General features: G+C 72.0%; 27 protein-coding genes. 26 read left to right on the top strand and 1 reads right to left on the bottom strand.

Annotated elements, in window-relative coordinates; genetic code table 11:
- Positions 1 to 150: 150 nt before the first annotated feature.
- The 15 genes from ACFZCF_RS22850 to nusB all read left to right on the top strand — a co-directional run bounded on the left by ACFZCF_RS22850 (position 151) and on the right by nusB (position 13965).
- Positions 151 to 558: a DUF948 domain-containing protein gene (locus ACFZCF_RS22850; protein ID WP_391288413.1), complete on the top strand. Its 408-nt coding sequence runs from the start codon at positions 151 to 153 to the stop codon at positions 556 to 558.
- Between the two features lie 5 nt (positions 559 to 563).
- Positions 564 to 914: a DUF6167 family protein gene (locus ACFZCF_RS22845; RefSeq protein WP_388446773.1), complete on the top strand. Its 351-nt coding sequence runs from the start codon at positions 564 to 566 to the stop codon at positions 912 to 914.
- Complete coding sequence (gene alaS / locus ACFZCF_RS22840; protein WP_391288408.1) at positions 914 to 3583, top strand: alanine--tRNA ligase; 2670 nt, start codon at positions 914 to 916, stop codon at positions 3581 to 3583. Before ACFZCF_RS22845 ends, alaS begins: the two co-directional genes overlap by 1 nt.
- Positions 3584 to 3585: 2 nt before the next feature.
- Positions 3586 to 4050 (top strand): Holliday junction resolvase RuvX, encoded by a 465-nt coding sequence (ruvX, locus tag ACFZCF_RS22835; protein WP_200428327.1) that lies wholly within the window; start codon positions 3586 to 3588, stop codon positions 4048 to 4050.
- A 101-nt stretch (positions 4051 to 4151) separates the two neighbouring features.
- A complete protein-coding gene (gene mltG, locus ACFZCF_RS22830; protein ID WP_391288406.1) occupies positions 4152 to 5954 on the top strand; it encodes an endolytic transglycosylase MltG in 1803 nt (600 codons plus the stop codon).
- Positions 5935 to 6777, top strand: a complete 843-nt coding sequence (locus ACFZCF_RS22825) for a shikimate dehydrogenase (RefSeq protein WP_388446764.1) — start codon at positions 5935 to 5937, stop codon at positions 6775 to 6777. The genes mltG and ACFZCF_RS22825 overlap by 20 nt, the downstream gene beginning before the upstream one ends.
- 47 nt (positions 6778 to 6824) lie before the next feature.
- Positions 6825 to 7052 carry a hypothetical protein gene (locus ACFZCF_RS22820; protein WP_388446761.1) on the top strand — a complete coding sequence of 76 codons (228 nt, stop codon included), beginning with the start codon at positions 6825 to 6827 and terminating at the stop codon, positions 7050 to 7052.
- Positions 7053 to 7166: 114 nt separating this feature from the next.
- Positions 7167 to 8351 carry a chorismate synthase gene (aroC, locus tag ACFZCF_RS22815; protein ID WP_388446758.1) on the top strand — a complete coding sequence of 395 codons (1185 nt, stop codon included), beginning with the start codon at positions 7167 to 7169 and terminating at the stop codon, positions 8349 to 8351.
- The gene (locus tag ACFZCF_RS22810; RefSeq protein ID WP_391288403.1) at positions 8348 to 8866 is read left to right on the top strand and encodes a shikimate kinase; all 519 of its coding nucleotides are present in this window, start codon (positions 8348 to 8350) and stop codon (positions 8864 to 8866) included. The genes aroC and ACFZCF_RS22810 overlap by 4 nt, the downstream gene beginning before the upstream one ends.
- Entirely contained in the window at positions 8863 to 9960 is a 1098-nt protein-coding gene (gene aroB, locus ACFZCF_RS22805) for a 3-dehydroquinate synthase (protein WP_391288401.1), read from the top strand. The genes ACFZCF_RS22810 and aroB overlap by 4 nt, the downstream gene beginning before the upstream one ends.
- A complete protein-coding gene (aroQ, locus tag ACFZCF_RS22800; protein ID WP_388446749.1) occupies positions 9957 to 10409 on the top strand; it encodes a type II 3-dehydroquinate dehydratase in 453 nt (150 codons plus the stop codon). Before aroB ends, aroQ begins: the two co-directional genes overlap by 4 nt.
- A 388-nt stretch (positions 10410 to 10797) precedes the next feature.
- Positions 10798 to 11727, top strand: a complete 930-nt coding sequence (locus ACFZCF_RS22795) for an AAA family ATPase (RefSeq protein ID WP_391288400.1) — start codon at positions 10798 to 10800, stop codon at positions 11725 to 11727.
- A 69-nt stretch (positions 11728 to 11796) separates the two neighbouring features.
- The gene (locus ACFZCF_RS22790) at positions 11797 to 12909 is read left to right on the top strand and encodes a M24 family metallopeptidase (protein ID WP_391288398.1); all 1113 of its coding nucleotides are present in this window, start codon (positions 11797 to 11799) and stop codon (positions 12907 to 12909) included.
- A gap of 49 nt (positions 12910 to 12958) precedes the next feature.
- The gene (gene efp, locus ACFZCF_RS22785) at positions 12959 to 13525 is read left to right on the top strand and encodes an elongation factor P (protein WP_189949395.1); all 567 of its coding nucleotides are present in this window, start codon (positions 12959 to 12961) and stop codon (positions 13523 to 13525) included.
- Positions 13526 to 13527: 2 nt separating this feature from the next.
- Complete coding sequence (gene nusB / locus ACFZCF_RS22780) at positions 13528 to 13965, top strand: transcription antitermination factor NusB (RefSeq protein WP_388446738.1); 438 nt, start codon at positions 13528 to 13530, stop codon at positions 13963 to 13965.
- Positions 13966 to 14174: 209 nt separating this feature from the next.
- Here the strand turns inward: nusB and bldD are convergent, their stop codons facing one another.
- Positions 14175 to 14678 (bottom strand): transcriptional regulator BldD, encoded by a 504-nt coding sequence (gene bldD, locus ACFZCF_RS22775; RefSeq protein WP_391288394.1) that lies wholly within the window; start codon positions 14676 to 14678, stop codon positions 14175 to 14177.
- A gap of 256 nt (positions 14679 to 14934) precedes the next feature.
- On the opposite strand from bldD, the gene pyrR reads away from it, so the two are divergent.
- The 11 genes from pyrR to rpoZ all read left to right on the top strand — a co-directional run bounded on the left by pyrR (position 14935) and on the right by rpoZ (position 26474).
- The gene (gene pyrR, locus ACFZCF_RS22770; protein ID WP_388446735.1) at positions 14935 to 15510 is read left to right on the top strand and encodes a bifunctional pyr operon transcriptional regulator/uracil phosphoribosyltransferase PyrR; all 576 of its coding nucleotides are present in this window, start codon (positions 14935 to 14937) and stop codon (positions 15508 to 15510) included.
- An 85-nt stretch (positions 15511 to 15595) separates the two neighbouring features.
- Positions 15596 to 16582 (top strand): aspartate carbamoyltransferase catalytic subunit, encoded by a 987-nt coding sequence (locus ACFZCF_RS22765; RefSeq protein WP_388446732.1) that lies wholly within the window; start codon positions 15596 to 15598, stop codon positions 16580 to 16582.
- Between the two features lie 2 nt (positions 16583 to 16584).
- Positions 16585 to 17871 (top strand): dihydroorotase, encoded by a 1287-nt coding sequence (locus ACFZCF_RS22760; RefSeq protein WP_391288391.1) that lies wholly within the window; start codon positions 16585 to 16587, stop codon positions 17869 to 17871.
- Complete coding sequence (locus ACFZCF_RS22755; RefSeq protein WP_388446726.1) at positions 17868 to 18440, top strand: hypothetical protein; 573 nt, start codon at positions 17868 to 17870, stop codon at positions 18438 to 18440. The genes ACFZCF_RS22760 and ACFZCF_RS22755 overlap by 4 nt, the downstream gene beginning before the upstream one ends.
- Complete coding sequence (carA, locus tag ACFZCF_RS22750) at positions 18437 to 19576, top strand: glutamine-hydrolyzing carbamoyl-phosphate synthase small subunit (protein WP_388446723.1); 1140 nt, start codon at positions 18437 to 18439, stop codon at positions 19574 to 19576. Before ACFZCF_RS22755 ends, carA begins: the two co-directional genes overlap by 4 nt.
- Positions 19569 to 22877, top strand: coding sequence for a carbamoyl-phosphate synthase large subunit (gene carB / locus ACFZCF_RS22745; RefSeq protein ID WP_391288387.1), 3309 nt, complete (start codon positions 19569 to 19571; stop codon positions 22875 to 22877). Before carA ends, carB begins: the two co-directional genes overlap by 8 nt.
- A gap of 55 nt (positions 22878 to 22932) precedes the next feature.
- Positions 22933 to 24045, top strand: a complete 1113-nt coding sequence (locus tag ACFZCF_RS22740) for a quinone-dependent dihydroorotate dehydrogenase (RefSeq protein WP_388446717.1) — start codon at positions 22933 to 22935, stop codon at positions 24043 to 24045.
- Positions 24042 to 24887: an orotidine-5'-phosphate decarboxylase gene (gene pyrF / locus ACFZCF_RS22735; protein WP_388446714.1), complete on the top strand. Its 846-nt coding sequence runs from the start codon at positions 24042 to 24044 to the stop codon at positions 24885 to 24887. Before ACFZCF_RS22740 ends, pyrF begins: the two co-directional genes overlap by 4 nt.
- A gap of 307 nt (positions 24888 to 25194) precedes the next feature.
- Complete coding sequence (locus tag ACFZCF_RS22730) at positions 25195 to 25518, top strand: integration host factor (RefSeq protein ID WP_030493613.1); 324 nt, start codon at positions 25195 to 25197, stop codon at positions 25516 to 25518.
- Positions 25519 to 25591: 73 nt separating this feature from the next.
- Entirely contained in the window at positions 25592 to 26155 is a 564-nt protein-coding gene (gene gmk, locus ACFZCF_RS22725) for a guanylate kinase (protein ID WP_382802980.1), read from the top strand.
- 46 nt (positions 26156 to 26201) lie between these two features.
- Positions 26202 to 26474 carry a DNA-directed RNA polymerase subunit omega gene (gene rpoZ / locus ACFZCF_RS22720; protein ID WP_030493615.1) on the top strand — a complete coding sequence of 91 codons (273 nt, stop codon included), beginning with the start codon at positions 26202 to 26204 and terminating at the stop codon, positions 26472 to 26474.
- The last annotated feature ends 54 nt before the right edge of the window (positions 26475 to 26528 follow it).

The following is a 26528-nucleotide window of genomic DNA, read 5'->3' as shown; positions in this document are numbered from 1 at the left end:
TCCGTACAATCCGCTCCCGCGGGGCCCGTGCGAGGGGCGGCCACGCGGACGCTAATGCGGTACGGCGTCCCAGCCCCGGCGCGATAGGCTCGGGGGACGACTTTTCGCAGGACCCCAACGACTGATGACGACAGCAGAGAGCGGTGCGGAGTGACCGGTGGAGAGGTTGCCGGGATCCTGGTGGCCGTGTTCTGGGCGATTCTCGTCTCCTTCCTCGCCGTGGTGCTGGGCAGGCTGGCGCAGACGCTCAGGGCGACCACCCGGCTCGTGGCCGAGGTGACCGAGCAGGCCGTGCCGCTGCTCGCCGACGCGTCGGCGACGGTCCGCTCGGCGCAGACCCAGCTGGACCGGGTCGACGCCATCGCGTCGGACGTCCAGGAGGTCACCGCCAACGCCTCCGCGCTCTCGACGACCGTCGCCTCCACCTTCGGGGGCCCGCTCGTCAAGGTCGCCGCCTTCGGCTACGGGGTCCGCAAGGCGCTCGGCACCGGGCGTCGCACTGTGATCGTCGGCCGTACCGTGCCGGTCGCACGGCGCCGGAAGCAGAAGGGCCGATAGCCGCGATGTTCCGCCGTACGTTCTGGTTCACGGCCGGCGCAGCCGCCGGCGTCTGGGCCACCACGAAGGTCAACCGCAAGATCCAGCAGCTGACCCCCGAGAGCCTCGCGGCGCAGGCCGCGAACAAGGCGGTCGAGGCGGGCCACCGGCTCAAGGACTTCGCCCTCGACGTGAGGGCGGGCATGGTCCAGCGGGAGGCCGAACTGGGCGAGGCCCTCGGCCTCGACGCAGCGCCTCCCGGTGACCCGGAGCTTCCCGAGCACCGCCGCCGGGCCGCCCTCGGCCCCACCCCGCACAAGACCACGACCACGTTTTCGTCGCGCACGATCTCGTACAACCGGAATGAGGACCACTGATGGAGTCGGCTGAAATCCGCCGCCGCTGGCTGAGCTTCTTCGAGGAGCGCGGGCACACCGTCGTCCCTTCGGCGTCGCTCATCGCGGACGACCCGACTCTGCTGCTCGTCCCCGCCGGCATGGTGCCCTTCAAGCCCTACTTCCTGGGTGAGGTCAAGCCGCCCTTCACGCGCGCCTCCAGCGTGCAGAAGTGCGTCCGCACCCCGGACATCGAAGAGGTCGGCAAGACCACCCGCCACGGCACGTTCTTCCAGATGTGCGGCAACTTCTCCTTCGGCGACTACTTCAAGGAAGGCGCCATCAAGCTCGCCTGGGAGCTGCTGACCACCCCGGTGGAGCACGGCGGCTACGGGCTCGAGCCGGAGAAGCTCTGGATCACCGTCTACGAGCAGGACGACGAGGCCGAGCGCATCTGGCGCGACGTCGTCGGCGTCCCCGCCGAGCGCATCCAGCGCCTCGGCATGGGACCCAACTTCTGGTCCATGGGCGTCCCCGGCCCCTGCGGCCCCTGCTCCGAGATCAACTACGACCGCGGCCCCGAGTTCGGCGTCGAGGGCGGCCCGGCCGTCAACGACGAGCGGTACGTGGAGATCTGGAACCTCGTCTTCATGCAGTACGAGCGCGGCGAGGGCTCCGGCAAGGACGACTTCCCGATCCTCGGCGACCTGCCCGCCAAGAACATCGACACGGGCCTCGGCCTGGAGCGCCTGGCGATGATCCTCCAGGGCGTCCAGAACATGTACGAGACGGACACCCTCAAGGTCGTCATCGACAAGGCCACCGAGCTGACCGGCGTCGCCTACGGCAAGACCCACGACAGCGACGTCTCGCTGCGCGTGGTCGCCGACCACATGCGCACCTCCGTCATGCTCATCGGCGACGGCGTCACCCCGGGCAACGAGGGCCGCGGCTACGTGCTCCGCCGCATCATGCGCCGCGCCGTCCGCAACATGCGCCTGCTCGGTGCCACCGGCCCGGTCGTCGGCGAGCTCGTCGACACGGTCATCAGGACGATGGGCGAGCAGTACCCGGAGCTGGAGACCGACCGCAAGCGCATCGAGACGGTCGCCCTCGCCGAGGAGGCCGCGTTCCTGAAGGCCCTCAAGGGCGGCACGAACATCCTCGACACCGCCGTCACGGAGACCAAGGCCGCCGGCGGCACGGTCCTCGCCGGTGAGAAGGCCTTCCTGCTCCACGACACCTGGGGCTTCCCGATCGACCTCACCCTGGAGATGGCCGCCGAGCAGGGCCTCTCCGTGGACGAGGCCGGCTTCCGCCGCCTGATGCAGGAGCAGCGGGACCGGGCCAAGGCCGACGCCAAGGCCAAGAAGACCGGCCACGCCGACGTCTCCGCCTACCGCGAGATCGCCGACACCTCCGGCGCCACCCAGTTCACCGGCTACACCAACACCGAGGGCGAGTCCACGGTCGTCGGCCTCCTGGTGAACGGCGTCCCGTCGCCGGCCGCCTCCGAGGGCGACGAGATCGAGGTCGTCCTCGACCGCACGCCCTTCTACGCCGAGGGCGGCGGCCAGATCGCCGACCAGGGCCGCATCCGGCTGCACTCCGGTGCCGTCATCGAGGTCCGCGACGTGCAGCAGCCCGTGCCGGGCGTCTCGGTGCACAAGGGTTCGGTCCAGGTCGGCGAGGTGACCGTCGGCTCCACCGCCTACGCCACCATCGACGTGCGCCGCCGCCGGGCCATCGCCCGCGCCCACTCGGCCACCCACCTCACCCACCAGGCCCTGCGCGACGCCCTCGGCCCGACGGCCGCCCAGGCCGGTTCCGAGAACCAGCCCGGCCGCTTCCGCTTCGACTTCGGTTCGCCGAACGCCGTCCCCGGCACGGTCCTCATGGACGTCGAGCAGAAGATCAACGAGGTCCTCGCGCGCGAGCTGGAGGTCCACGCCGAGGTCATGCCGATCGACGAGGCCAAGCGTCAGGGCGCCATCGCCGAGTTCGGCGAGAAGTACGGCGAGCAGGTCCGCGTCGTCACCATCGGCGACTTCTCCAAGGAGCTGTGCGGCGGCACCCACGTCCACAACACCGCCCAGCTGGGTCTGGTGAAGCTCCTCGGCGAGTCCTCCATCGGCTCCGGCGTGCGCCGCATCGAGGCCCTGGTCGGCGTCGACGCGTACAACTTCCTCGCCAAGGAGCACACGGTCGTCGCCCAGCTCCAGGAGCTGGTCAAGGGCCGCTCGGAGGAGCTGCCGGAGAAGATCTCCTCCATGCTCGGCAAGCTGAAGGACGCCGAGAAGGAGATCGAGAAGTTCCGCGCGGAGAAGGTCCTCCAGGCCGCCGCCGGCCTGGTCGACTCCGCCCAGGACATCCGCGGTCTCGCCCTGGTCACCGGCCAGGTCCCGGACGGCACCGGCGCCGACGACCTGCGCAAGCTCGTCCTGGACGTGCGCGGCCGCATCCCGTCCGACCGCCCGGCCGTCGTGGCCCTCTTCACCACGGCCAACGGCAAGCCGCTGACGGTCATCGCCACCAACGAGGCCGCCCGCGAGCGCGGCCTCAAGGCCGGCGAGCTGGTCCGCGCCGCCGCCAAGACCCTCGGCGGCGGTGGCGGCGGCAAGCCGGACGTCGCCCAGGGCGGCGGCCAGAACCCGGAGGCCGTCGGCGAGGCCATCGCCGCCGTCGAGCGCCTCGTGGTGGAGACGGCGTGACGATGCGTCGCGGCCGCCGCATCGCGGTCGACGTCGGGGACGCCCGGATCGGGGTCGCCTCGTGCGACCCCGACGGGGTCCTCGCCACGCCGGTGGAGACCGTGCCGGGACGCGACGTCCCGGCCGCCCACCGGCGGCTCCGCCAGATCGTCGAGGAGTACGAGCCGATCGAGGTCGTCGTGGGCCTGCCCCGCTCGCTCAGCGGGCGGGAGGGCCCCGCGGCCACGAAGGTCCGGGCCTTCGCGAGGGAGATGGCGAAGGGCGTGGCCCCGGTGCCGGTCCGCCTGGTCGACGAGCGGATGACCACGGTGACGGCCACGCAGGGGCTGCGGGCCTCCGGCGTGAAGTCCAAGAAGGGGCGGTCCGTCATCGACCAGGCCGCCGCCGTGATCATCCTTCAGAACGCTCTTGAGTCCGAACGGGTATCAGGTAATCCGCCCGGTGAGGGCGTCGAAGTGGTCATCTGATCGCGATACGGTAACGTTCCGCGCGATGCGGCGGTGTTCGAACAGCTGCCGCACTACGTAGAGGCGGATCGTCCGGAAGCCTCGCGGCTGTTTGGGGATCGATGACTGAGTATGGCCGGGGCCCTGGCTCCGAACCGTGGCACCCCGCGGACCCCTTGTACGGGGACCAGGGGTGGGAAGGTCAGCAGCAGCCGCACCAGGCGACGCCGTACGCGCAGGGTGGCCAGGCCTACCAGGACCCGTACGCCCAGCAGGGCTACGGGACCGACCCGTACGCCCAGCAGCAGGCCGCGTACCAGCAGCAGTACCAGCAGCAGGGGTACGCCGACCCGCAGCAGGCGCAGCCGCAGGCGTACGGGCAGGCCGGCTGGGACCAGGGTCCCCAGGGGCACGAGGCGTACCCGCAGCAGGGTTCCCAGGGACATGAGGCGTACCCGGACCAGGGTTCCCAGGGGCACGAGGCGTACCCGGAGCAGGGGTACGACACGCCCGGGCATTCCGGTCAGGTGTACGACGGCAACTGGGAGACCGGGCAGGCCGCCATGGCCTACAACGCGCCGCCCGCCGATCCGTACGGCGGCCAGCAGCCCGACCTCTACGGCACGCCCGAGGCCTACCCGCCGCCGCAGCCGCCGGGCCGCCGCCGGCAGCCGCCGCGGCCCGAGCCCGCCCACCCGGAACCGGAGGCCGAGCCGGAGCCGGAGGAGTCGCACCCCTTCTTCGGCGGAGACGACGACGAGTCCCCCGAGGACGACGCGCCGGCCTCGCGCCGGGGCCGGGGCGGCGACGACCGCGACCGGGAGCGCCGCGGCAAGGAGCGCAAACGCAAGGGCAAGAACGGCATGGCCTGCCTCGTCGTCGCCGCCGTCCTGGTGGGCGGCGTCGGCGGCATCGGCTACTTCGGCTACCAGTTCTGGCAGGGCCAGTTCGGCGAGGCGCCCGACTTCGCGGGCGGTGGCACCGGCGAGGTCCAGGTCGAGATCCCGAAGGGCGCCTTCGGCAACGAGATCGGCAACATCCTCAAGCAGGCCGGCGTCGTGAAGAGCGTCGACGCCTTCGTCGCGGCCCAGAAGAAGAACGAGAAGGGCAACACGATCCAGGCCGGCGCCTACACCCTGAAGAAGGAGATGTCGGCGGAGAGCGCGGTCGCGCTGATGCTGGATCCGGCGAGCCAGGCCAACCTCATCATTCCCGAGGGCAAGCGCAACGCCTGGGTGTACGAGCAGATCGACACCCGCCTCGGCCTCCCGGCCGGCAGCACCAAGGAGATCGCCGTCTCCAAGGCCGACACCCTGGGCCTGCCGGACTGGGCCAAGAACCACAAGAACGTCAAGGACCCCCTGGAGGGCTTCCTCTTCCCCGCGAGCTACCCCGTGGCGAAGGGCTCCAAGCCCGAGGAGGCCCTCAAGAAGATGGTCAACCGCGCCAACCAGGAGTACGCGAAGCTCGACCTCGACGCGAAGGCGAAGGCGCTGGGCGTCGACGGGGCGTGGCAGCTCGTCACGGTCGCCAGCCTCGTGCAGGCGGAGGGCAAGACCCACGACGACTTCCGCAAGATGGCCGAGGTGGTCTACAACCGCCTGCAGCCGGACAACCAGGAGACCTTCCAGCTGCTCCAGTTCGACTCGACCCTCAACTACCTGAAGGGTCAGAGCGAGATCAAGATCTCCGAGGACGAGGCGAACTCGAACACCGACCCGTACAACACGTACAAGCACAAGGGACTGCCGCCGGGGCCGATCGGCAACCCCGGCAACGAGGCCCTCGGCGCGATGCTCGACCCGACGAAGGACGGCTGGATCTACTTCGTCGCCACGGACGGCATGAGCAAGACCGAGTTCGCCAAGACGCACGCCGAGTTCCTGAAGCTGAAGGACAAGTTCAATGCCACCACGAACCAGTGAGACGGGCCGCCGCGCCGCCGTCCTCGGTTCGCCGATCGCCCACTCGCTCTCCCCGGTCCTGCACCGGGCCGCGTACGCGGAGCTCGGCCTCGACGACTGGTCCTACGAGCGCTTCGAGGTCGACGAGGCGGCGCTGCCCGGCTTCGTCGCGGAGCTCGACGGCTCGTGGGCGGGCCTCTCGCTGACCATGCCGCTGAAGCGGGCGATCATCCCGCTGCTCGACGAGGTCAGCGGGACGGCCGCCTCCGTGGAGGCGGTGAACACGGTGGTGTTCCGCGAGGACGGTCGCCGGGTCGGCGACAACACCGACATCCCCGGCATGATCGCCGCGCTGCGCGAGCGCGGCGTCGAGAAGGTGGAGTCCGCGGCGATCCTCGGCGCCGGCGCCACCGCCTCCTCCGCGCTCGCCGCCCTGGCCCGCGTCTGCGCGGGCCCGGTCACCGCCTACGTACGCGGCGAGGCCCGGGCCGCGGAGATGCGGGGCTGGGGCGAGCGCCTCGGCGTCGAGGTCCGCACCGCCGCCTGGGACGACGCGGCGGAGGCCCTCGCGGCGCCGCTGGTCGTGGCCACCACCCCGGCGGGCGCCACGGACGCGCTGGCGGACGCGGTCCCCGACCGCCCCGGCACCCTCTTCGACGTCCTCTACGACCCCTGGCCGACCCGGCTCGCCGCCGCCTGGTCCGACCGCGCCGGTAAGATCATCGGCGGCCTGGACCTCCTGGTCCACCAGGCGGTGCTCCAGGTCGAACAGATGACGGGCGCCCCGAAGGCCCCGCTGGCCGCCATGCGCGCCGCCGGCGAGGCCGCGCTCGCCGCGCGCTGACCCCGCGCGGCCGCCCCGGGGTGCCATGACACCCAGGGGGAACGGGGATGGACGGGGACATCACGCTCGCGTCGAAGGCGGACCTCGCCTTCGACGCGCTGCGCTTTCTGTACGTGGGCTTCTTCAGCTCGGTGCCCGCGTGGGCGCGGTACACGGTGCTCGCGCTCTTCGCGCTGACCGTGGTGTACGGCTTCGTCGGCCGGCTGCGGAAACGGTCCGCCGACGCGCCCGCGTCCACCGCCGACGTCGAGGAGGACGAGGCGCGCGTCCGATAGCTGGACCGGAGGCCGGGGCCAGGGCCCGGACGTGGGAGGATCGGGGGTGGCGGGTCAGGACCGCGCGCCCGGTCCTGCCGTCGCAGTGCCCAGGCGCGAGCATGAGGAGCATCGTTGAGCAGGTTGCGTTGGCTGACCGCTGGGGAATCCCACGGACCCGCGCTGGTCGCGACGCTGGAGGGTCTTCCCGCCGGCGTCCCGGTCACCACTGAGCTGGTGGCGGACCACCTCGCGCGGCGGCGCCTCGGCTATGGGCGCGGCGCCCGCATGAAGTTCGAGCAGGACGAGGTCACCTTCCTCGGTGGCGTCCGGCACGGGCTCTCGCTGGGTTCGCCGATCGCCGTGATGGTCGGCAACACCGAGTGGCCCAAGTGGGAGAAGGTCATGTCGGCCGACCCGGTCGACCCCTCGGAGCTGAAGGAGACCGGCCGCAACGCGCCGCTCACCCGGCCCCGCCCCGGCCACGCCGACCTCGCCGGCATGCAGAAGTACGGCTTCGACGAGGCCCGGCCGATCCTGGAGCGCGCCAGCGCCCGGGAGACCGCCGCCCGCGTCGCCCTCGGCGCCGTCGCCCGGTCCTTCCTCAAGGAGGCCGCCGGCATCGAGATCGTCAGCCACGTGGTCGAGCTGGCCGCCGCCAAGGCCCCGTACGGCGTCTACCCGGTCCCCGGCGACGTCGAGCGGCTCGACGCCGACCCGGTCCGCTGCCTCGACGCCGACGCGTCGAAGGCGATGGTCGCCGAGATCGACCAGGCCCACAAGGACGGCGACACCCTCGGCGGCGTCGTCGAGGTCCTCGCCTACGGCGTGCCCGTCGGCCTCGGCTCGCACGTCCACTGGGACCGCCGCCTCGACGCCCGGCTCGCCGCCGCGCTCATGGGCATCCAGGCCATCAAGGGCGTCGAGGTCGGCGACGGCTTCGACCTCGCGCGGGTGCCCGGCTCCCGGGCCCACGACGAGATCGTGCGGACCGAGGACGGCATCAAGCGCACCTCCGGCCGCTCGGGCGGCACCGAGGGCGGTCTCACCACCGGCGAACTGCTGCGCGTCCGCGCCGCGATGAAGCCGATCGCGACCGTCCCGCGCGCCCTCGCGACCGTCGACGTCGCCACCGGCGAGGCCGCCGCGGCCCACCACCAGCGCTCCGACGTCTGCGCCGTCCCGGCCGCGGGCATCGTCGCCGAGGCCATGGTCGCCCTCGTCCTCGCGGACGCCGTCGTCGAGAAGTTCGGCGGCGACTCGGTCCCCGAGACCCGGCGCAACGTCCGGTCGTACCTCGACAACCTGCGCATCCGGTGACCGGCGGCCCGCTGGTCGTCCTCGTCGGCCCGATGGGCTCCGGCAAGTCCACGGTGGGCGCGCTCCTGGCCGAACGGCTCGGCGCGCCCTACCGGGACACCGACGCCGACATCGTCGCCGCCGAGGGCCGCGAGATCTCCGACATCTTCGTCGAGGACGGCGAGGAGCGCTTCCGCGCCCTGGAGAAGGCCGCCGTCGCCCGGGCGGTGGCCGAGCACCAGGGCGTCCTCGCCCTCGGCGGCGGCGCGATCCTCGACGCCGACACCCGCGCCCTGCTGGCCGGGCAGCCCGTCGCGTACCTCTCGATGGACGTCGAGGAGGCCGTGCGACGGGTCGGGCTCGGCGCGGCCCGGCCGCTGCTCGCCGTCAACCCGCGCCGGCAGTGGCGCGAGCTGATGGACGCCCGGCGCCCCCTGTACGAAGAAGTCGCCCGCGTCGTGGTCGCAACCGACGCGCGCACCCCCGAAGAGGTCGCAGCGGCGGTCCTCGACGCACTGGAGCTGAAGGACGCATGACCACGGACCAGGAAGTCACCCGCATCCACGTCGGCGGCAGCGCGGGCACGGATCCGTACGAGGTGCTGGTCGGCCGGCAGCTGCTCGGCGAACTGCCCTCCCTCATCGGCGACAAGGCCAGGCGGGTCGCCGTCATCCACCCCGAGGCGCTCGCCGAGACCGGTGAGGCGCTCTGCGAGGACCTCGCCGAGCAGGGGTACGAGGCCGTCGCCATCCAGGTGCCGAACGCGGAGGAGGCGAAGACCGCCGAGGTCGCCGCGTACTGCTGGAAGGCGCTCGGACAGACCGGCTTCACCCGCACCGACGTCATCGTCGGCGTCGGCGGCGGCGCCACCACCGACCTGGCCGGCTTCGTCGCCGCGACCTGGCTCCGGGGTGTCCGCTGGGTCGCCGTGCCGACCACCGTCCTCGGCATGGTCGACGCGGCCGTCGGCGGCAAGACGGGCATCAACACGGCCGAGGGCAAGAACCTCGTCGGCGCCTTCCACCCGCCCGCCGGCGTCCTCTGCGACCTCGCCGCCCTGGACTCGCTGCCCGTCCACGACTTCGTCAGCGGGCTCGCCGAGATCATCAAGGCCGGTTTCATCGCCGACCCGGTGATCCTCGACCTGATCGAGGAGGACCCGCAGGCCGCCCGTACGCCCGCGGGGCCGCACACCGCAGAGCTGATCGTCCGCTCGATCCAGGTGAAGGCCGACGTGGTCTCCGGCGACCTCAAGGAGTCCGGCCGCCGCGAGATCCTCAACTACGGGCACACCCTCGCGCACGCCATCGAGAAGAACGAGCGGTACAAGTGGCGCCACGGCGCCGCCGTCTCCGTCGGCATGGCCTTCGCCGCCGAGCTGGGCCGCCTCGCCGGCCGCCTCGACGACGCCACCGCCGACCGGCACCGCGCCGTCCTGGAGTCCGTCGGCCTGCCGCTCACCTACCGCGGCGACCAGTGGCCCAAGCTCCTGGAGACGATGAAGGTGGACAAGAAGTCCCGCGGCGACCTGCTGCGCTTCATCGTCCTCGACGGGCTCGCCAAGCCGTCCGTCCTGGAGGGCCCGGACCCGGCCGTCCTCGTCGCCGCCTACGGGGAGATCTCCGCATGAGCGGAACGCGGCGCGTCCTCGTGCTGAACGGGCCGAACCTCGGCCGCCTCGGCTCGCGGGAGCCCGACATCTACGGCGCCACCTCCTACAAGGGGCTCGTGGAGTCATGCCGGGAGCTCGGCGCCGAGCTCGGCTTCGCCGTCGAGGTCCGCGAGACCAACGACGAGGGCGAGATGATCCGCTGGCTGCACGAGGCGGCCGACGGACGCGTCCCCGTCGTGCTCAACCCGGGCGCCTTCACGCACTACTCGTACGGGATGCGGGACGCGGCCGCGCAGCGGACGGCCCCGCTGATCGAGGTGCACATCTCGAACCCCTACACCCGCGAGGAGTTCCGGCACACCTCGGTGGTGGCCGCGGTCGCGACCGGCACCATCGCCGGCTTCGGCATCGGTTCCTACCGGCTCGCCCTGCGCGCCCTCGCCGAGGAGCTCGACGCCCAGGTCTGAGCGGCTCCCGAGCGGTTCCGCGGGACCGAGGGCGGGTCCCGCGCGTCCCGGCGGGCCCGCGGCGCCCGGCGCGCACGACCGGGACGCCGCTCCCTGATCCGGCTTCATCCGGCTCGATCCAGCCTCACCCCGCTTGATCCGGCCTGATCCGGAAAGACGCGCCCCGGGGGCGGTCGCCCCACCGCGACCGCCCTTCGCGTGGGCCCGGCCCGGCGGCGACCGGTCACTTCCGGCCGGGCACTTTCGGCGGGGTCCGGCCCGTTCCCCGAGCGGGGGGACGGGGCGGTAACGTTTTGGCATCCCCGGGGGACCGGAGCGGGGCCGGCGGCGGCACCGTGTCCGGCCGCCCGCACCGACCTACCAGGCCGACGAGACGGAGTGGCACCGGATGCAGCACGCAGTGGGGGCACCGCTGCCACCGCCCGAGGGGCCGGGCCGCGTGCCCGGACAGGGCCCGGCGGGCGGCCACGGCCCCGTACCACCGCCCCCGCACACCGCGCCCTACCCGGGGCCGCCGTCCGGCGCGCCCGGCGGCCGCCTCGGCGTGCACCCCGCCGTGCGCCCGGGGCAGCCTCCGGCGCCCGGCGGCGCGGGCTGGGGCGCCGCCCCCGGAGCCGTACCGCCCCCTCCCGGCGGCGCCGTGCCGCCGGTCGCCCCCGGCGCGACCCTGCCTCCGCACGCCGCGGGCTCCGCGCACACCACAGGTGCCGTGCCGCTCGCCCCGCCCGTGCCGGTCGTCGAGCACCGGCCCGGCACCGGGGGCGCCACGCTCGCCGTGCTGCTCATCGGGCCCGCCGGCGCCGGCAAGACGACCGTCGCCCGGCACTGGGCGACCCGACGGCCCGTCCCCACCGCCCACATCAGCCTCGACGACGTCCGGGAATGGGTCTGCTCCGGCTTCGCCGACCCGCAGTCGGGGTGGAACGAGCACTCCGAGGCGCAGTACCGGCTGGCCCGCCGCACCTGCGGCTTCGCCGCCCGCAACTTCCTCGCCAACGGCATCTCCTGCATCGTCGACGACGCCGTCTTCCCCGACCGGCCCGCCGTCGGCCTCGGCGGCTGGAAGCGGCACGTCGGCCCCGGCCTGCTCCCGGTCGTCCTCCTCCCCGGCCTGGAGGTCGTCCTGGAGCGCAACGCCCAGCGCGCCGGCAACCGGCGGCTCTCCGACGAGGAGGTCGCCGCGATCCACGGCCGGATGGCCGGCTGGTACGGCTCCGGGCTGCCGATCATCGACAACTCCGCGCTCGACGTGGACTCCACCGCCCGGCTCATCGACGAGGCCCTGGCCCGGGCGATAGCCGCGCCGCCCGCCGGCTGAGCGGCGGGCGGTCCCCGGTCGGGCGCCGCCGACAGGCCGGGCCGGGGCCGGGCTCGTAGGCTCGGAGGCATGTCACAGGTGTATGCGGACCGCCGGATCAGGCTGCGCGACCGGGTCGCGGCAGCGGGCAGCGCGGCGGCCCTGGTGTCCCGTCCCGCGAACGTCCGCTATCTCGCGGGCGGCGCCCCACCCGGGGCCGTCCTCCTCGTCGGCCCCGAGCCCGGCGCGGACCTGCTGATCCGGCCGCTCGCGGCCGAGGGCGAGCCCTCCGACGGACGGCTCGACGAACTGCTCCGGCAGCAGCAGCTGCCCCTCGGCGGCGGCGACCCGGCCGTCGCCGCCGCCGAACTCGCCCGCCGCTCCGGCGCCGACGGGCTCGCCGTCGAGGAACACGACCTGACGGTGGCCCGCCACCGCAGCCTCGCCTCCGCCGCTCCCGGTCTCCGCCTCGCCGACCTCGCCTGCGCCGTCGAACAGCTCAGGGTGGTCAAGGACGAGGACGAGATCGGCTGTCTGCGGATCGCCGCCGAGATCGCCGACCAGGCCCTCGGCGAGCTCCTGGAGTCCATCCTCGTCGGTCGCACCGAACGCCACCTCGCCCTCGAACTGGAGCGGCGGCTCGTCGACCACGGCGCCGACGGCGCCGCCTTCCCCACCTCCGTCGCCACCGGGCCGCACTCCGGCCGGCGCGGCCACCGGCCCACCGACCGGAGGGTCGAGGAGGGCGACTTCCTCTCCGTCTGCCTCGGCGCCGACTACCACGGCTACCGCTGCGAGATCGGCCGGACCTTCGTCATCGGCACCGCGCCCGCCGACTGGCAGATCGAGCTGTACGAGCTCGTCTTCGCCGCCCAGCGGGCCGGCCGGGAGTCCCTCGTGCCCGGTGCCGGGTACCGTGACGTGGACCGCGCGGCCCGCCAGATCCTCGACGCCGCGGGCCATGCGGAGACCGCCGTTCCGCTCACCGGACACGGTGTGGGACTCGAAATCGACGAGGACCCGCAGTTGTCGCCCTCGGCCATGGGTAAACTGGACGCTTGTGTGCCGGTCACCGTCGAACCGGGGGTCCACCTCCCGGGCCGGGGCGGAGTCCGGATCGATGACACGCTCGTCGTGCGCCAGGAGGCGGACGGCGGACCCGAGCTACTCACCATCACGACCAAGGAGCTGCTCGCGCTGTGAGGCGCGTACGCCTCCTCGGTCCCACGTCAGTCCAGGAGATTCCGCAACCGTGGCTTCCACGAACGACCTCAAGAACGGCATGGTGCTCAAGCTCGAAGGCGGCCAGCTCTGGTCCGTCGTCGAGTTCCAGCACGTCAAGCCCGGCAAGGGCCCGGCCTTCGTGCGCACCAAGCTCAAGAACGTGCTGTCCGGCAAGGTCGTCGACAAGACCTTCAACGCCGGCGTGAAGGTGGAGACCGCGAACGTCGACAAGCGCGACATGCAGTTCTCCTACATGGACGGCGACTACTTCGTCTTCATGGACCTGGACACCTACGACCAGCTCCACATCGACCGCAAGGTCGTCGGCGACGCCGCCAACTTCCTCATCGAGGGCTTCACCGCGCTCGTCGCGCAGAACGAGGGCCAGGTCCTCTACGTCGAGCTGCCGGCCGCCGTCGAGCTGGTCATCGCCGAGACCGAGCCGGGCGTCCAGGGCGACCGCTCCACCGGTGGCACCAAGCCCGCCAAGCTGGAGACCGGCCACGAGATCCAGGTCCCGCTCTTCATCACCACCGGTGAGAAGGTCAAGGTCGACACCCGCACCAGCGACTACCTCGGCCGGGTGAACAGCTAACCGTGGCCGCCCGGAGCAAGGCCCGCAGGCGGGCCTTCCAGATCCTGTTCGAGGCCGACCAGCGCGGCACTTCGGTGCAGGAGGTCCTCGCGGACCAGATCCGGCTCCACCGCGCCGACGAGCGTCAGCCCGCGGTCGGTGACTTCACGATGCAGCTGGTCGAGGGGTACGCCCGGTACGTGGCCCGGATCGACGAGCTCATCGCCACCTACGCGGTGGACTGGGACCTCGATCGGATGCCGGCCACCGACCGGAACATCGTGCGCCTCGGCGCGTACGAGCTGATCTGGGAGGACGGCACGCCGGACGCGGTCGCCATCGACGAGGCCGTACAGCTCGCCAAGGAGTTCTCCACGGACGACTCCCCGGCCTTCGTCAACGGTCTCCTCGGGCGCTTCAAGGACCTGAAGCCCCGACTCCGTCGCGACGTGGACGCCTAGTCCCGCACCGCCCTGCGAAGGGGCCCGCCGCACCGTCCGGTGCCGCGGGCCCCTTCGCGTTCCCCCGAACGGGTGAGAGCGGGGGAGAACGGGTGAGAACCCGCGAGAACCGGTGAGAAGGATCCCGGACGCGGAAAAGCGCCGGGCCCGTGGCGTCGGATGACGTCCACGGGCCCGGCGGCACGTTTCTGCAGAAGGCGCGGAGGAGGTCAGTTCTCCTCGTGGGCGGCGACCGCGCGGCGCGCGTCCGCGTCGAGCACGCCCCAGCTGATCAGCTGCTCGGTGAGGACCGAGGGGGACTGGTCGTAGATGACGGCCAGGGTGCGCAGGTCGTCCTGGCGGATCGACAGCACCTTGCCGTTGTAGTCGCCGCGCTGCGACTGGATCGTCGCCGCGTAGCGCTGGAGGGGGCCGGCCTTCTCCTGCGGGACGTGGGCCAGGCGCTCCAGGTCCAGGACCAGCTTCGGCGGGGGCTCGGCGGCGCCGCCGGGGGTCGTACCGGGCAGCAGCTCCTGCACCGGAACGCCGTAGAAGTCCGCCAGCTCGGCCAGACGCTGCACGGTCACGGCGCGGTCGCCGCGCTCGTACGAGCCGACCACCACGGCCTTCCAGCGGCCCTGGGACTTCTCCTCCACCCCGTGGAGGGAGAGGCCCTGCTGGGTGCGGATCGCGCGGAGTTTGGCCCCGAGCTGCTTTGCGTATTCGCTGGACATAACGCTCCCGGACGCTGTGACGACATGCGGCTGCGCCGCGCGGCTGGTAACTCACTGTGAGGTTACGCAGCGTTACTCTTTCCCGTCAAGCCGAAAGGGGCTCGCCGCCCCCTCCCGGGGGACGGTCCGCCGCAGGTCGGAGCGGGGGAGGGGGAGCCCCCGGAAAGCCTGTGCGAGCGTCCTGCTAGAGTGGACGCCGTACATCCGACGTCCTTTAAGAACCGTCCCGTGAGGCGGAGAAGGAGGTCCTTTCTTCATGGACACGCACGAGCACACGCACGAGCACACCGATGAGGCACGGCCCGTTCTGGAGGCCCCCGACATCGCCCGGGTCCTGACCCGGATCGCCCACGAGATCGTCGAGCGCGCCAAGGGCGCCGACGACGTGGTCCTCCTCGGCATCCCCACCCGCGGCGTCTACCTCGCCCGCCGGCTCGCCGAGAAGCTCGAATCGATCACCGGTGCCAAGATCCCGGTCGGTTCCCTCGACATCACCATGTACCGCGACGACCTCCGGATGAAGCCGGCGCGCGCCATCGGCCGCACCGAGATCCCCGGAGAAGGCGTCGACGGCCGCCTCGTCGTCCTCGTCGACGACGTCCTCTTCTCGGGCCGCACCATCCGCGCCGCCCTCGACGCCCTCGGTGACATCGGCCGCCCCCGCGCGGTCCAGCTCGCCGTGCTCGTCGACCGCGGCCACCGCGAGCTCCCGATCCGCGCCGACTACGTCGGCAAGAACCTCCCCACGTCGCTGCGGGAGACCGTCAAGGTCCAGCTCGCCGAGGAGGACGGTCGCGACACCGTCCTGCTCGGCGGCAAGTCCGCCTCCTAGCCGGACCGGCCACCCCGCGGAGCCCGGGCACCCCGCCCGCGCCCCCGCATGCCCTGATGCCTCCCCACCCCGGAGAGAAACCCCGATGATGCGTCACCTCATCTCGGCCGCCGACCTCACCCGCGACGACGCCGTCCTGATCCTCGACACCGCGGAGGAGATGGCCCGGGTGGCCGACCGGCCCATCAAGAAGCTGCCGACCCTGCGCGGCCGGACGATCTGCAACCTGTTCTTCGAGGACTCCACCCGCACCCGGATCTCCTTCGAGGCGGCCGAGAAGCGCCTCTCCGCCGACGTCATCAACTTCGCGGCCAAGGGCTCCAGCGTCTCCAAGGGCGAGTCGCTGAAGGACACCGCCCAGACCCTGGAGGCGATGGGCGTCGACGCCGTCGTCATCCGGCACGGCGCCTCCGGCGCCCCCTTCCGCCTGGCCACCTCCGGCTGGATCGACGCGCCCGTCATCAACGCGGGCGACGGCACCCACCAGCACCCCACCCAGGCCCTCCTGGACGCCTTCACCATGCGCCGCCGCCTCGTCGGCCGCGACGCCGGACTCGGCAAGGACCTGGCCGGCAAGCGGATCACCCTGGTCGGCGACGTCCTGCACAGCCGGGTCGCCCGCTCCAACGTCGACCTGCTGCACACCCTCGGCGCCGAGGTCACCCTGGTGGCCCCGCCCACCCTCGTCCCCGTCGGCGTCGAGACCTGGCCCTGCGAGGTCAGTTACGACCTCGACAGCGTGCTGCCGAAGTCCGACGCGGTGATGATGCTGCGGGTGCAGCGCGAGCGGATGAACGCCGCCTTCTTCCCGACCGAGCGCGAGTACTCGCGCCGCTACGGGCTCGACGGCGACCGGATGGCGAAGATGCCCGAGCACGCCATCGTCATGCACCCCGGCCCCATGGTCCGCGGCATGGAGATCACGGCCGAGGTCGCCGACTCGGACCGCTGCACGGTCGTCGAGCAGGTCGCCAACGGCGTCTCCGTCCGGATGGCCGTCCTCTACCTGCTGCTCGGCGGCTCCGAGCCCGCCGTCGCCCCCGCCACCGCCCGTACCGAGGAGAGCAAGTAAAGATGAGCAAGATCCTGATCCGCGGTGCGAAGGTGCTGGGCGGCGAGCCGCAGGACGTCCTCCTCGACGGCGAGACCGTCGCGGAGGTCGGCACCGGCCTGTCCGCCGAGGGCGCGACCGTCATCGAGGCCGAGGGGCAGATCCTCCTCCCCGGCCTCGTCGACCTCCACACGCACCTGCGCGAGCCCGGCCGCGAGGACTCCGAGACCGTCCTCACCGGCACCCGCGCCGCCGCCTCCGGCGGCTACACCGCCGTCTTCGCCATGGCCAACACCCACCCGGTGGCCGACACCGCCGGCGTCGTCGAGCAGGTCTACCGGCTCGGCAAGGAGGCCGGCTACTGCGACGTGCAGCCCATCGGCGCGGTCACCGTCGGCCTGGAGGGCAAGAAGCTCGCCGAGCTCGGCGCCATGCACGACTCCGCCGCCGGCGTCACCGTCTTCTCCGACGACGGCAAGTGCGTCGACGACGCCGTGATCATGCGCCGCGCCCTGGAGTACGTGAAGGCCTTCGGCGGCGTCGTCGCCCAGCACGCCCAGGAGCCCCGCCTCACCGAGGGCGCCCAGATGAACGAGGGCATCGTCTCCGCCGAGCTCGGCCTCGGCGGCTGGCCGGCCGTCGCGGAGGAGTCGATCATCGCCCGCGATGTCCTCCTCGCCGAGCACGTCGGCTCCCGCGTCCACATCTGCCACCTCTCCACCGCCGGCTCCGTCGAGATCGTCCGCTGGGCCAAGTCCCGCGGCATCGACGTCACCGCCGAGGTCACCCCGCACCACCTCCTCCTCACCGACGAGCTGGTCCGCACGTACAACCCGGTCTACAAGGTCAACCCGCCGCTGCGCACCGAGCGCGACGTGCTGGCCCTGCGCGAGGCCCTGGCCGACGGCACCATCGACATCGTCGCCACCGACCACGCCCCGCACCCGCACGAGGACAAGGACTGCGAGTGGGCCGCCGCCGCCATGGGCATGGTCGGCCTGGAGACCGCGCTCTCCGTCGTCCAGCAGACGATGGTGGAGACCGGCCTCCTCGACTGGGCCGGCGTCGCCGACCGGATGTCCTTCGCCCCGGCCCGCATCGGCCGCGCCACCGGCCACGGACGACCCGTCTCGGCTGGTGAGCCCGCGAACCTCGTCCTGGTCGATCCGGCTTACCGTGGGACGGTGGACCCCGCGGGCTTCGCCTCCCGCAGCCGCAACACCCCCTACGAGGGCCGCGAGCTGCCGGGTCGCGTCACCCACACCTTCCTGCGGGGCCGGGCAACGGTCATGGACGGGAAGTTGGCGTGACACACACCATCGCAAGCGCGGCCCTCGCCGCGGAGCAGAAGTCGGCCGAGGTGACCGACTGGGCCGGCCGCGTCGGCTGGGTCGTCGGACTCCTGCTCTTCGTCGCCTTCGTCTACTGGCTGATGCGCCAGGGCTGGAAGTGGCGCGGCAGCCTCCAGTCGGACCTCCCCGAGCTCCCCGAGGTGCCGCGGGCGCCCGGTGCGGCGAAGCTGACGATGGAGGGCCGCTACCACGGCTCCACCACCGCCGGGCAGTGGCTCGACCGGATCGTCGCCCACGGTCTCGGCACCCGCAGCCGCGCCGAGCTCACGCTCACCGAGGCGGGGATCTCGGTCGTCCGCCCCGGGGCGAACGACTTCCTGATCCCCGCCGCCGCCCTGCGCGAGGCCCGCCTCGACAAGGGCATCGCCGGGAAGGTCCTCGCCGAGGGCGGGCTCCTGATCGTCACCTGGGAGCACGGCACCACCCTCGTCGACTCCGGCTTCCGCTCCGACCGGGCCGCCGAGCACACCGCCTGGGTCGACACCCTCAACTCCATGATCAACACGACGGAAGGCATCGCACGATGACGACCTCCACAAGGGGAGCCCAGGCTCCCGCCGTACTCGTCCTGGAGGACGGCCGCACCTTCCGCGGCCGCGCCTACGGGGCCGTGGGGGAGACCTTCGGCGAGGCCGTGTTCTCCACCGGCATGACCGGCTACCAGGAGACCCTGACCGACCCCTCGTACGACCGACAGATCGTCGTCGCCACCGCCCCCCAGATCGGCAACACCGGCTGGAACGACGAGGACGACGAGTCGAGCCGCATCTGGGTCTCCGGCTACGTGGTCCGCGACCCCGCCCGCATCCCGTCGAACTGGCGCGCCAAGCGCAGCCTCGACGACGAGCTGGTCGCCCAGGGCGTCGTCGGCATCTCCGGCATCGACACCCGCGCCCTCACCCGCCACCTGCGCGAGCGCGGCTCCATGCGCGCCGGCGTCTTCTCCGGCGACGCCCTCGCCCCCGAGGCCGAGCTGCTCGCCCGCGTGCAGGCCCAGCCGCACATGAAGGGCGCCAGCCTCTACGAGGAGGTCGCCACCAAGGAGCCGTACGTCGTCCCCGCCCACGGTGACAAGAAGTTCACCGTCGCCGCGATCGACCTCGGCATCAAGGGCATGACCCCGCACCGGATGGCCGAGCGCGGCATCGAGGTCCACGTGCTGCCCGCCACCGCCACCGCCGACGACGTGTACGCGGTGAACCCGGACGGCGTCTTCTTCTCCAACGGCCCGGGCGACCCGGCCACCGCCGACGGCCCGGTCGCGCTCATGACCGCCGTCCTGGAGCGGAAGACCCCGCTCTTCGGCATCTGCTTCGGCAACCAGATCCTCGGCCGCGCGCTCGGCTTCGGCACCTACAAGCTGAAGTACGGCCACCGGGGCATCAACCAGCCCGTCCAGGACCGGACCACCGGCAAGGTCGAGGTCACCGCGCACAACCACGGCTTCGCCGTCGACGCGCCCCTCGACAAGGTCTCCGAGACCCCCTTCGGCCGCGCCGAGGTCTCGCACGTCTGCCTGAACGACAACGTCGTGGAGGGCCTCCAGCTGCTCGACCAGCCCGGCTTCTCCGTCCAGTACCACCCCGAGGCGGCCGCGGGCCCGCACGACGCCGCGTACCTCTTCGACCGCTTCGTGACCCTCATGGAGGCCGAGCGTGCCTAAGCGCACCGATATCCAGTCCGTCCTGGTCATCGGCTCCGGCCCGATCGTCATCGGCCAGGCCGCCGAGTTCGACTACTCCGGCACCCAGGCCTGCCGGGTCCTCAAGGCCGAGGGCCTGCGGGTCATCCTCGTCAACTCCAACCCGGCCACGATCATGACCGACCCGGAGATCGCCGACGCCACCTACGTCGAGCCGATCACCCCCGAGTTCGTCGAGAAGATCATCGCCAAGGAGCGCCCCGACGCCCTCCTGCCCACCCTCGGCGGCCAGACCGCGCTCAACACCGCGATCTCCATGCACGAGCAGGGCGTCCTGGAGAAGTACGGCGTCGAGCTCATCGGCGCCAACGTCGAGGCCATCCACAAGGGCGAGGACCGCGACCTCTTCAAGGGCGTCGTCGAGGCCGTCCGCGCCAAGATCGGCCACGGCGAGTCCGCCCGCTCGGTCATCTGCCACTCCATGGACGACGTCCTCAAGGGCGTCGAGACGCTCGGCGGCTACCCCGTCGTCGTCCGCCCCTCCTTCACCATGGGCGGCGCCGGCTCCGGCTTCGCCCACGACGAGGAGGAGCTGCGCCGCATCGCCGGCCAGGGCCTCACGCTCTCCCCGACCACCGAGGTGCTCCTGGAGGAGTCCATCCTCGGCTGGAAGGAGTACGAGCTGGAGCTCATGCGCGACAAGCACGACAACGTCGTGGTCGTCTGCTCCATCGAGAACTTCGACCCGATGGGCGTCCACACCGGCGACTCCATCACCGTCGCCCCGGCGATGACGCTCACCGACCGCGAGTACCAGATCCTCCGCGACGTCGGCATCGCGATCATCCGCGAGGTCGGCGTCGACACCGGCGGCTGCAACATCCAGTTCGCGGTCAACCCCGAGGACGGTCGCGTGATCGTCATCGAGATGAACCCGCGCGTCTCCCGCTCCTCGGCCCTCGCCTCCAAGGCCACCGGCTTCCCGATCGCCAAGATCGCGGCCCGGCTCGCCGTCGGCTACACCCTGGACGAGATCCCGAACGACATCACGGAGAAGACCCCGGCGTCCTTCGAGCCCACGCTCGACTACGTCGTGGTCAAGGCCCCGCGCTTCGCCTTCGAGAAGTTCCCCTCCGCCGACTCCACGCTGACCACGACCATGAAGTCGGTCGGCGAGGCCATGGCCATCGGCCGGAACTTCCCCGAGGCCCTCCAGAAGGCCCTGCGCTCCCTGGAGAAGAAGGGCTCGCAGTTCACCTTCACCGGCGAGCCCGGCGACAAGGCCGAGCTCCTCCGCGAGGCGGTCCGCCCGACCGACGGCCGCATCAACACCGTCATGCAGGCGATCCGCGCCGGCGCCACCCCCGAGGAGGTCTTCGACGCCACGAAGATCGACCCGTGGTTCGTCGACCAGCTCTTCCTGATCAAGGAGCTCGCCGACGAGCTCGCCGGCGCCGAGAAGCTGGAGCCCGCGCTCCTCGCCGAGGCCAAGCGCCACGGCTTCTCCGACGCCCAGATCGCCGAGATCCGCGGCCTGCGCGAGGACGTCGTCCGCGAGGTCCGGCACGCCCTCGGCGTCCGCCCGGTCTACAAGACCGTCGACACCTGCGCCGCCGAGTTCGCCGCCAAGACGCCGTACTTCTACTCCTCCTACGACGAGGAGTCCGAGGTCGCGCCGCGCGAGAAGCCCGCCGTGATCATCCTCGGCTCCGGCCCGAACCGCATCGGCCAGGGCATCGAGTTCGACTACTCCTGCGTCCACGCCTCCTTCGCCCTGAGCGACGCCGGCTACGAGACCGTGATGGTCAACTGCAACCCCGAGACCGTCTCGACGGACTACGACACCTCCGACCGCCTGTACTTCGAGCCGCTGACGCTGGAAGACGTGCTGGAGATCGTCCACGCCGAGTCCCTCGCGGGCCCCATCGCCGGCGTCGTCGTGCAGCTCGGCGGCCAGACCCCGCTCGGCCTCTCCCAGGCCCTCAAGGACAACGGCGTGCCGGTCGTCGGCACCTCCCCGGAGGCCATCCACGCCGCCGAGGACCGGGGCGCCTTCGGCCGCGTCCTGGAGGAGGCCGGCCTGCCGGCCCCCAAGCACGGCACCGCCACCACCTTCGCCGGTGCCAAGAAGATCGCCGACGAGATCGGCTACCCGGTCCTGGTCCGCCCCTCGTACGTGCTCGGCGGCCGCGGCATGGAGATCGTCTACGACGAGGCGCGCCTGGAGGCGTACATCGCCGAGTCCACCGAGATCAGCCCCACCCGGCCGGTCCTGGTCGACCGCTTCCTCGACGACGCCATCGAGATCGACGTCGACGCCCTCTACGACGGCGAGGAGCTCTACCTCGGCGGCGTCATGGAGCACATCGAGGAGGCCGGCATCCACTCCGGCGACTCGGCCTGCGCCCTGCCCCCGATCACGCTGGGCGGCTTCGACATCAAGCGGCTGCGCGCCTCCACCGAGGCCATCGCCAAGGGCGTCGGCGTCCGCGGCCTGATCAACATCCAGTTCGCCATGGCCGGTGACATCCTTTACGTCCTGGAGGCCAACCCGCGCGCCTCCCGGACCGTGCCCTTCACCTCCAAGGCCACCGCCGTCCCGCTCGCCAAGGCCGCCGCCCGCATCTCGCTGGGCGCGACCATCGCCGAGCTGCGCGCCGAGGGCCTGCTGCCGAAGAACGGCGACGGCGGCACCCTGCCGCTCGACGCGCCGATCTCCGTCAAGGAGGCCGTGATGCCGTGGAGCCGCTTCCGCGACGTACACGGCCGCGGCGTGGACACCGTCCTCGGCCCGGAGATGCGCTCCACCGGCGAGGTCATGGGCATCGACGCCGTCTTCGGCACCGCCTACGCCAAGTCGCAGGCCGGCGCCTACGGCCCGCTGCCCACCAAGGGCCGCGCGTTCATCTCGGTCGCCAACCGCGACAAGCGCTCCATGATCTTCCCGGCGCGCGAGCTGGTCGCCCACGGCTTCGAGCTGCTCGCCACCTCCGGCACCGCCGAGGTCCTCAAGCGCAACGGCATCAACGCCACCGTCGTGCGCAAGCTCAGCGAGGGCGAGGGCCCCGGCGGCGAGAAGACCATCGTCCAGCTCATCCACGACGGCCAGGTCGACCTCATCGTCAACACCCCGTACGGCACCGGCGGCCGCCTCGACGGCTACGAGATCCGTACGGCGGCGGTGGCCCGCGGCGTCCCGTGCCTCACCACGGTCCAGGCGCTCGCCGCGGCCGTCCAGGGCATCGAGGCACTGGGCCACGGCGGCGTCGGCGTCCGTTCCCTGCAGGAACACGCCGAACACCTGACCGCGGCCCGCGACTAGCAGCCACCGAGGGGGACACCGGAAACGGTGTCCCCCTCTTCATGAGGACACCACCATGTACAAGCTCTTCTTCCAGCTCGTCTTCCAGCGCATGGACCCCGAGAAGGCCCACTACCTGGCCTTCCGCTGGATCCGGCTCATCGTCCGCGTCCCGGTCCTGCGGACCTTCGTCGCCGCCGTCCTCGCCCCCCGGTACAAGGAGCTGCGCACCGAGGCCCTGGGCCTCCGCATGCACGGCCCCTTCGGGCTCGCCGCCGGCTTCGACAAGAACGCCGTCGCCATCGACGGCATGGCCATGCTCGGCTTCGACCACGTCGAGATCGGCACGGTCACCGGCGAGGCCCAGCCCGGCAACCCGAAGAAGCGGCTCTTCCGCCTCGTCCCCGACCGGGCGCTGATCAACCGCATGGGCTTCAACAACGAGGGCTCCGCCGCCGTCGCCGCCCGCCTCCACGCGCGCGTGCCGGTCTTCAGGACCGTCGTCGGCGTCAACATCGGCAAGACCAAGGTCGTCGAGGAGGCCGACGCGGCCGCCGACTACGTGAAGTCCACCGAGCGGCTCGCCGCCCACGCCGACTACCTCGTCGTCAACGTCTCCTCGCCCAACACCCCCGGACTGCGCAACCTCCAGGCCACCGAGTCGCTGCGCCCGCTGCTCACCGCCGTCCGCGAGGCCGCCGACCGCACGGTCACCGACCGCCGCGTCCCGCTCCTGGTGAAGATCGCCCCCGACCTCGCCGACGAGGACGTGGACGCCGTCGCCGACCTGGCCGTCGAGCTCGGCCTGGACGGCATCATCGCCACCAACACCACCATCGCCCGCGAGGGCCTCGGCCTGCGCTCCGCCCCGGCCCTCGTGCAGGAGACCGGCGGCCTCTCCGGCGCCCCGCTCAAGGAGCGCTCCCTGGAGGTCCTGCGCCGCCTGTACGCGCGCGTGGGCGACCGGATCGTCCTCGTGGGCGTCGGCGGCATCGAGGACGCCGAGGACGCCTGGCAGCGGATCCTCGCCGGCGCCACCCTGATCCAGGGCTACAGCGCCTTCGTCTACGCGGGCCCGTTCTACGCCCGCGCGATCCACAAGGGCCTCGCCGCGCGCCTCGCGGCCTCCCCGTACGCCACGATCGCCGAAGCCGTCGGCGCCGACCACCGAAAGGCCGCCACCTCGTGACCCCCTCCTTCGGCACCCGCCTGCGCTCCGCCATGGACGAGCGCGGCCCGCTCTGCGTCGGCGTCGACCCGCACGCCTCCCTGCTCGCCTCCTGGGGCCTCGGCGACGACATCGCGGGCCTGGAGCGCTTCACGTACACCGTGGTCGAGGCGCTGGCGGAGACCGTCGCCGTCTTCAAGCCGCAGGCCGCCTTCTTCGAGCGCTTCGGCTCGCGCGGCATCGCCGTCCTGGAGCGCGCCACCGCCGATCTGCGGGCCGCCGGCGGCCTGGTCGTCATGGACGCCAAGCGCGGCGACATCGGCTCCACCATGGCCGCCTACGCGGAGGCCTTCCTCCGGAAGGACGCCCCGCTCTTCTCCGACGCCCTCACGGTCTCCCCGTACCTCGGCTACGGCTCCCTGAAGCCGGCCGTGGACCTGGCCCGGGAGTCCGGCGCCGGCCTCTTCGTGCTCGCCCTCACCTCCAACCCGGAGGGCGCCGAGGTCCAGCGGGCGGTACGCACCGACGACCCCGACGGCCGGACGATCGGCGCGACCATGCTCGCCCACCTGGCGGAGGAGAACGCGGGGGAGACCCCGATGGGCTCCTTCGGCGCGGTCGTCGGCGCCACCCTCGGCGACCTCTCCTCGTTCGACCTCGACATCAACGGCCCGCTGCTCGCCCCGGGCATCGGCGCCCAGGGCGCGACCCCGGCCGACCTCCCGGTCGTCTTCGGGGACGCGGTCCGCAACGTGGTCCCCAACGTGAGCCGGGGCGTGCTGCGCGCCGGACCGGACGCGTCCGCCCTGCGGGACGCGGCGACGCGCTACGCGGACGAGATCCGGGCCGCCGTCGCCGGCTGACCCCGCCGGCCCGCCCCCGGGCCATCCCCGCAGGTGGGAGCGGACGGCGGGCCGGGAGCGCGTCCCGCCGTGCCACTTGACGAAATCTTGGCAGAAAACCGGGGCGTTATGCCGGAAAAGTCCTGGTCGACGGAGGCTGACCAGGACTTTTCCGCTGTTCTCGCTGACTGGAGCGGCCATGGCCGCTAGTCTCCGGGGCAGGGCAGGCGTCCGACGGCCACGTCGTCGGGCGTTGCTCCACTGGTGTGGGTCGACCAGGTCCCCACCGGTCCGTATCCGACAGATCGACATCCGAGGTGACGTAGGCGTGGCTCTTCCGCCCCTTACCCCTGAACAGCGCGCAGCCGCGCTCGAGAAGGCCGCCGCGGCTCGCCGGGAGCGGGCCGAGGTCAAGAATCGACTCAAGCACTCCGGCGCCTCCCTCCACGAGGTCATCAAGCAGGGTCAGGAGAACGACGTCATCGGCAAGATGAAGGTCTCCGCCCTCCTCGAGTCCCTGCCCGGCGTCGGCAAGGTCCGCGCCAAGCAGATCATGGAGCGGCTCGGCATCTCCGAGAGCCGCCGTGTCCGAGGTCTCGGCTCCAACCAGATCGCCTCCCTGGAGCGCGAGTTCGGCGGCGCGGGCGCCTGACCCGGCGCCCCGGCGGGTGCCCGATCCGGGACACGCGTCCCGGGCACCCCGGCGATACTGGAATAATCGCTGCATGGCAGCAGAGGTACGTCCGCGGTTGACCGTGCTCTCCGGCCCCTCAGGGGTCGGCAAGAGCACGGTCGTCGCTCATATGCGCAAGGTCCACCCCGAGGTCTGGCTCTCGGTGTCGGCCACGACACGAAAGCCCCGCCCCGGCGAGAAGCACGGCGTCCAGTACTTCTTCGTCTCGGACGACGAGTTCGACAAGCTGATCGCCAACGGTGAGCTCCTCGAATGGGCCGAGTTCGCGGGCAACCGCTACGGCACCCCTCGCGGCGCGGTCGTCGAACGCCTGGAGAAGGGCGAGCCCGTGCTCCTGGAGATCGAACTCCAGGGCGCGCGCCAGGTGAAGGAGTCCATGGCCGACTCCCGCCTCGTCTTCCTGGCCCCCCCGAGCTGGGAGGAGCTGGTCCGCCGGCTCACCGGCCGCGGCACCGAGTCGCCCGAGGTCATCGAGCGCCGCCTGGCGGCCGCCAAGATCGAACTCGCCGCCGAGTCGGAGTTCGACACCACGCTCGTCAACACCTCCGTCGAGGACGTCGCACGCGAGCTGCTAACGTTGATGCACGTAGTCTGATCTTTCTGATCTTTCTGATCTTTTATCCATCTTCGGAAGGTAGAGCGTGTCCTCTTCCATCACCGCGCCCGAGGGCATCATCAACCCCCCGATCGACGAGCTGCTCGAGGCCACGGACTCGAAGTACAGCCTCGTGATCTACGCGGCCAAGCGCGCGCGTCAGATCAACGCGTACTACTCGCAGCTCGGTGAGGGCCTGCTGGAGTACGTGGGTCCCCTCGTCGACACCCACGTCCACGAGAAGCCGCTCTCGATCGCCCTGCGCGAGATCAACGCGGGCCTGCTGACCTCCGAGGCCGTCGAGGGCCCCGTCCAGTAGGCGTCCGTACATCACTCCAGGCCCGGCGGTTCTTCCGCCGGGCCTGTGGTGTCT

Source organism: Streptomyces sp. NPDC007945, assembly GCF_042958885.1.
Taxonomy (GTDB): domain Bacteria; phylum Actinomycetota; class Actinomycetes; order Streptomycetales; family Streptomycetaceae; genus Streptomyces.
This window is presented reverse-complemented; position numbering and strand designations above follow the sequence as displayed.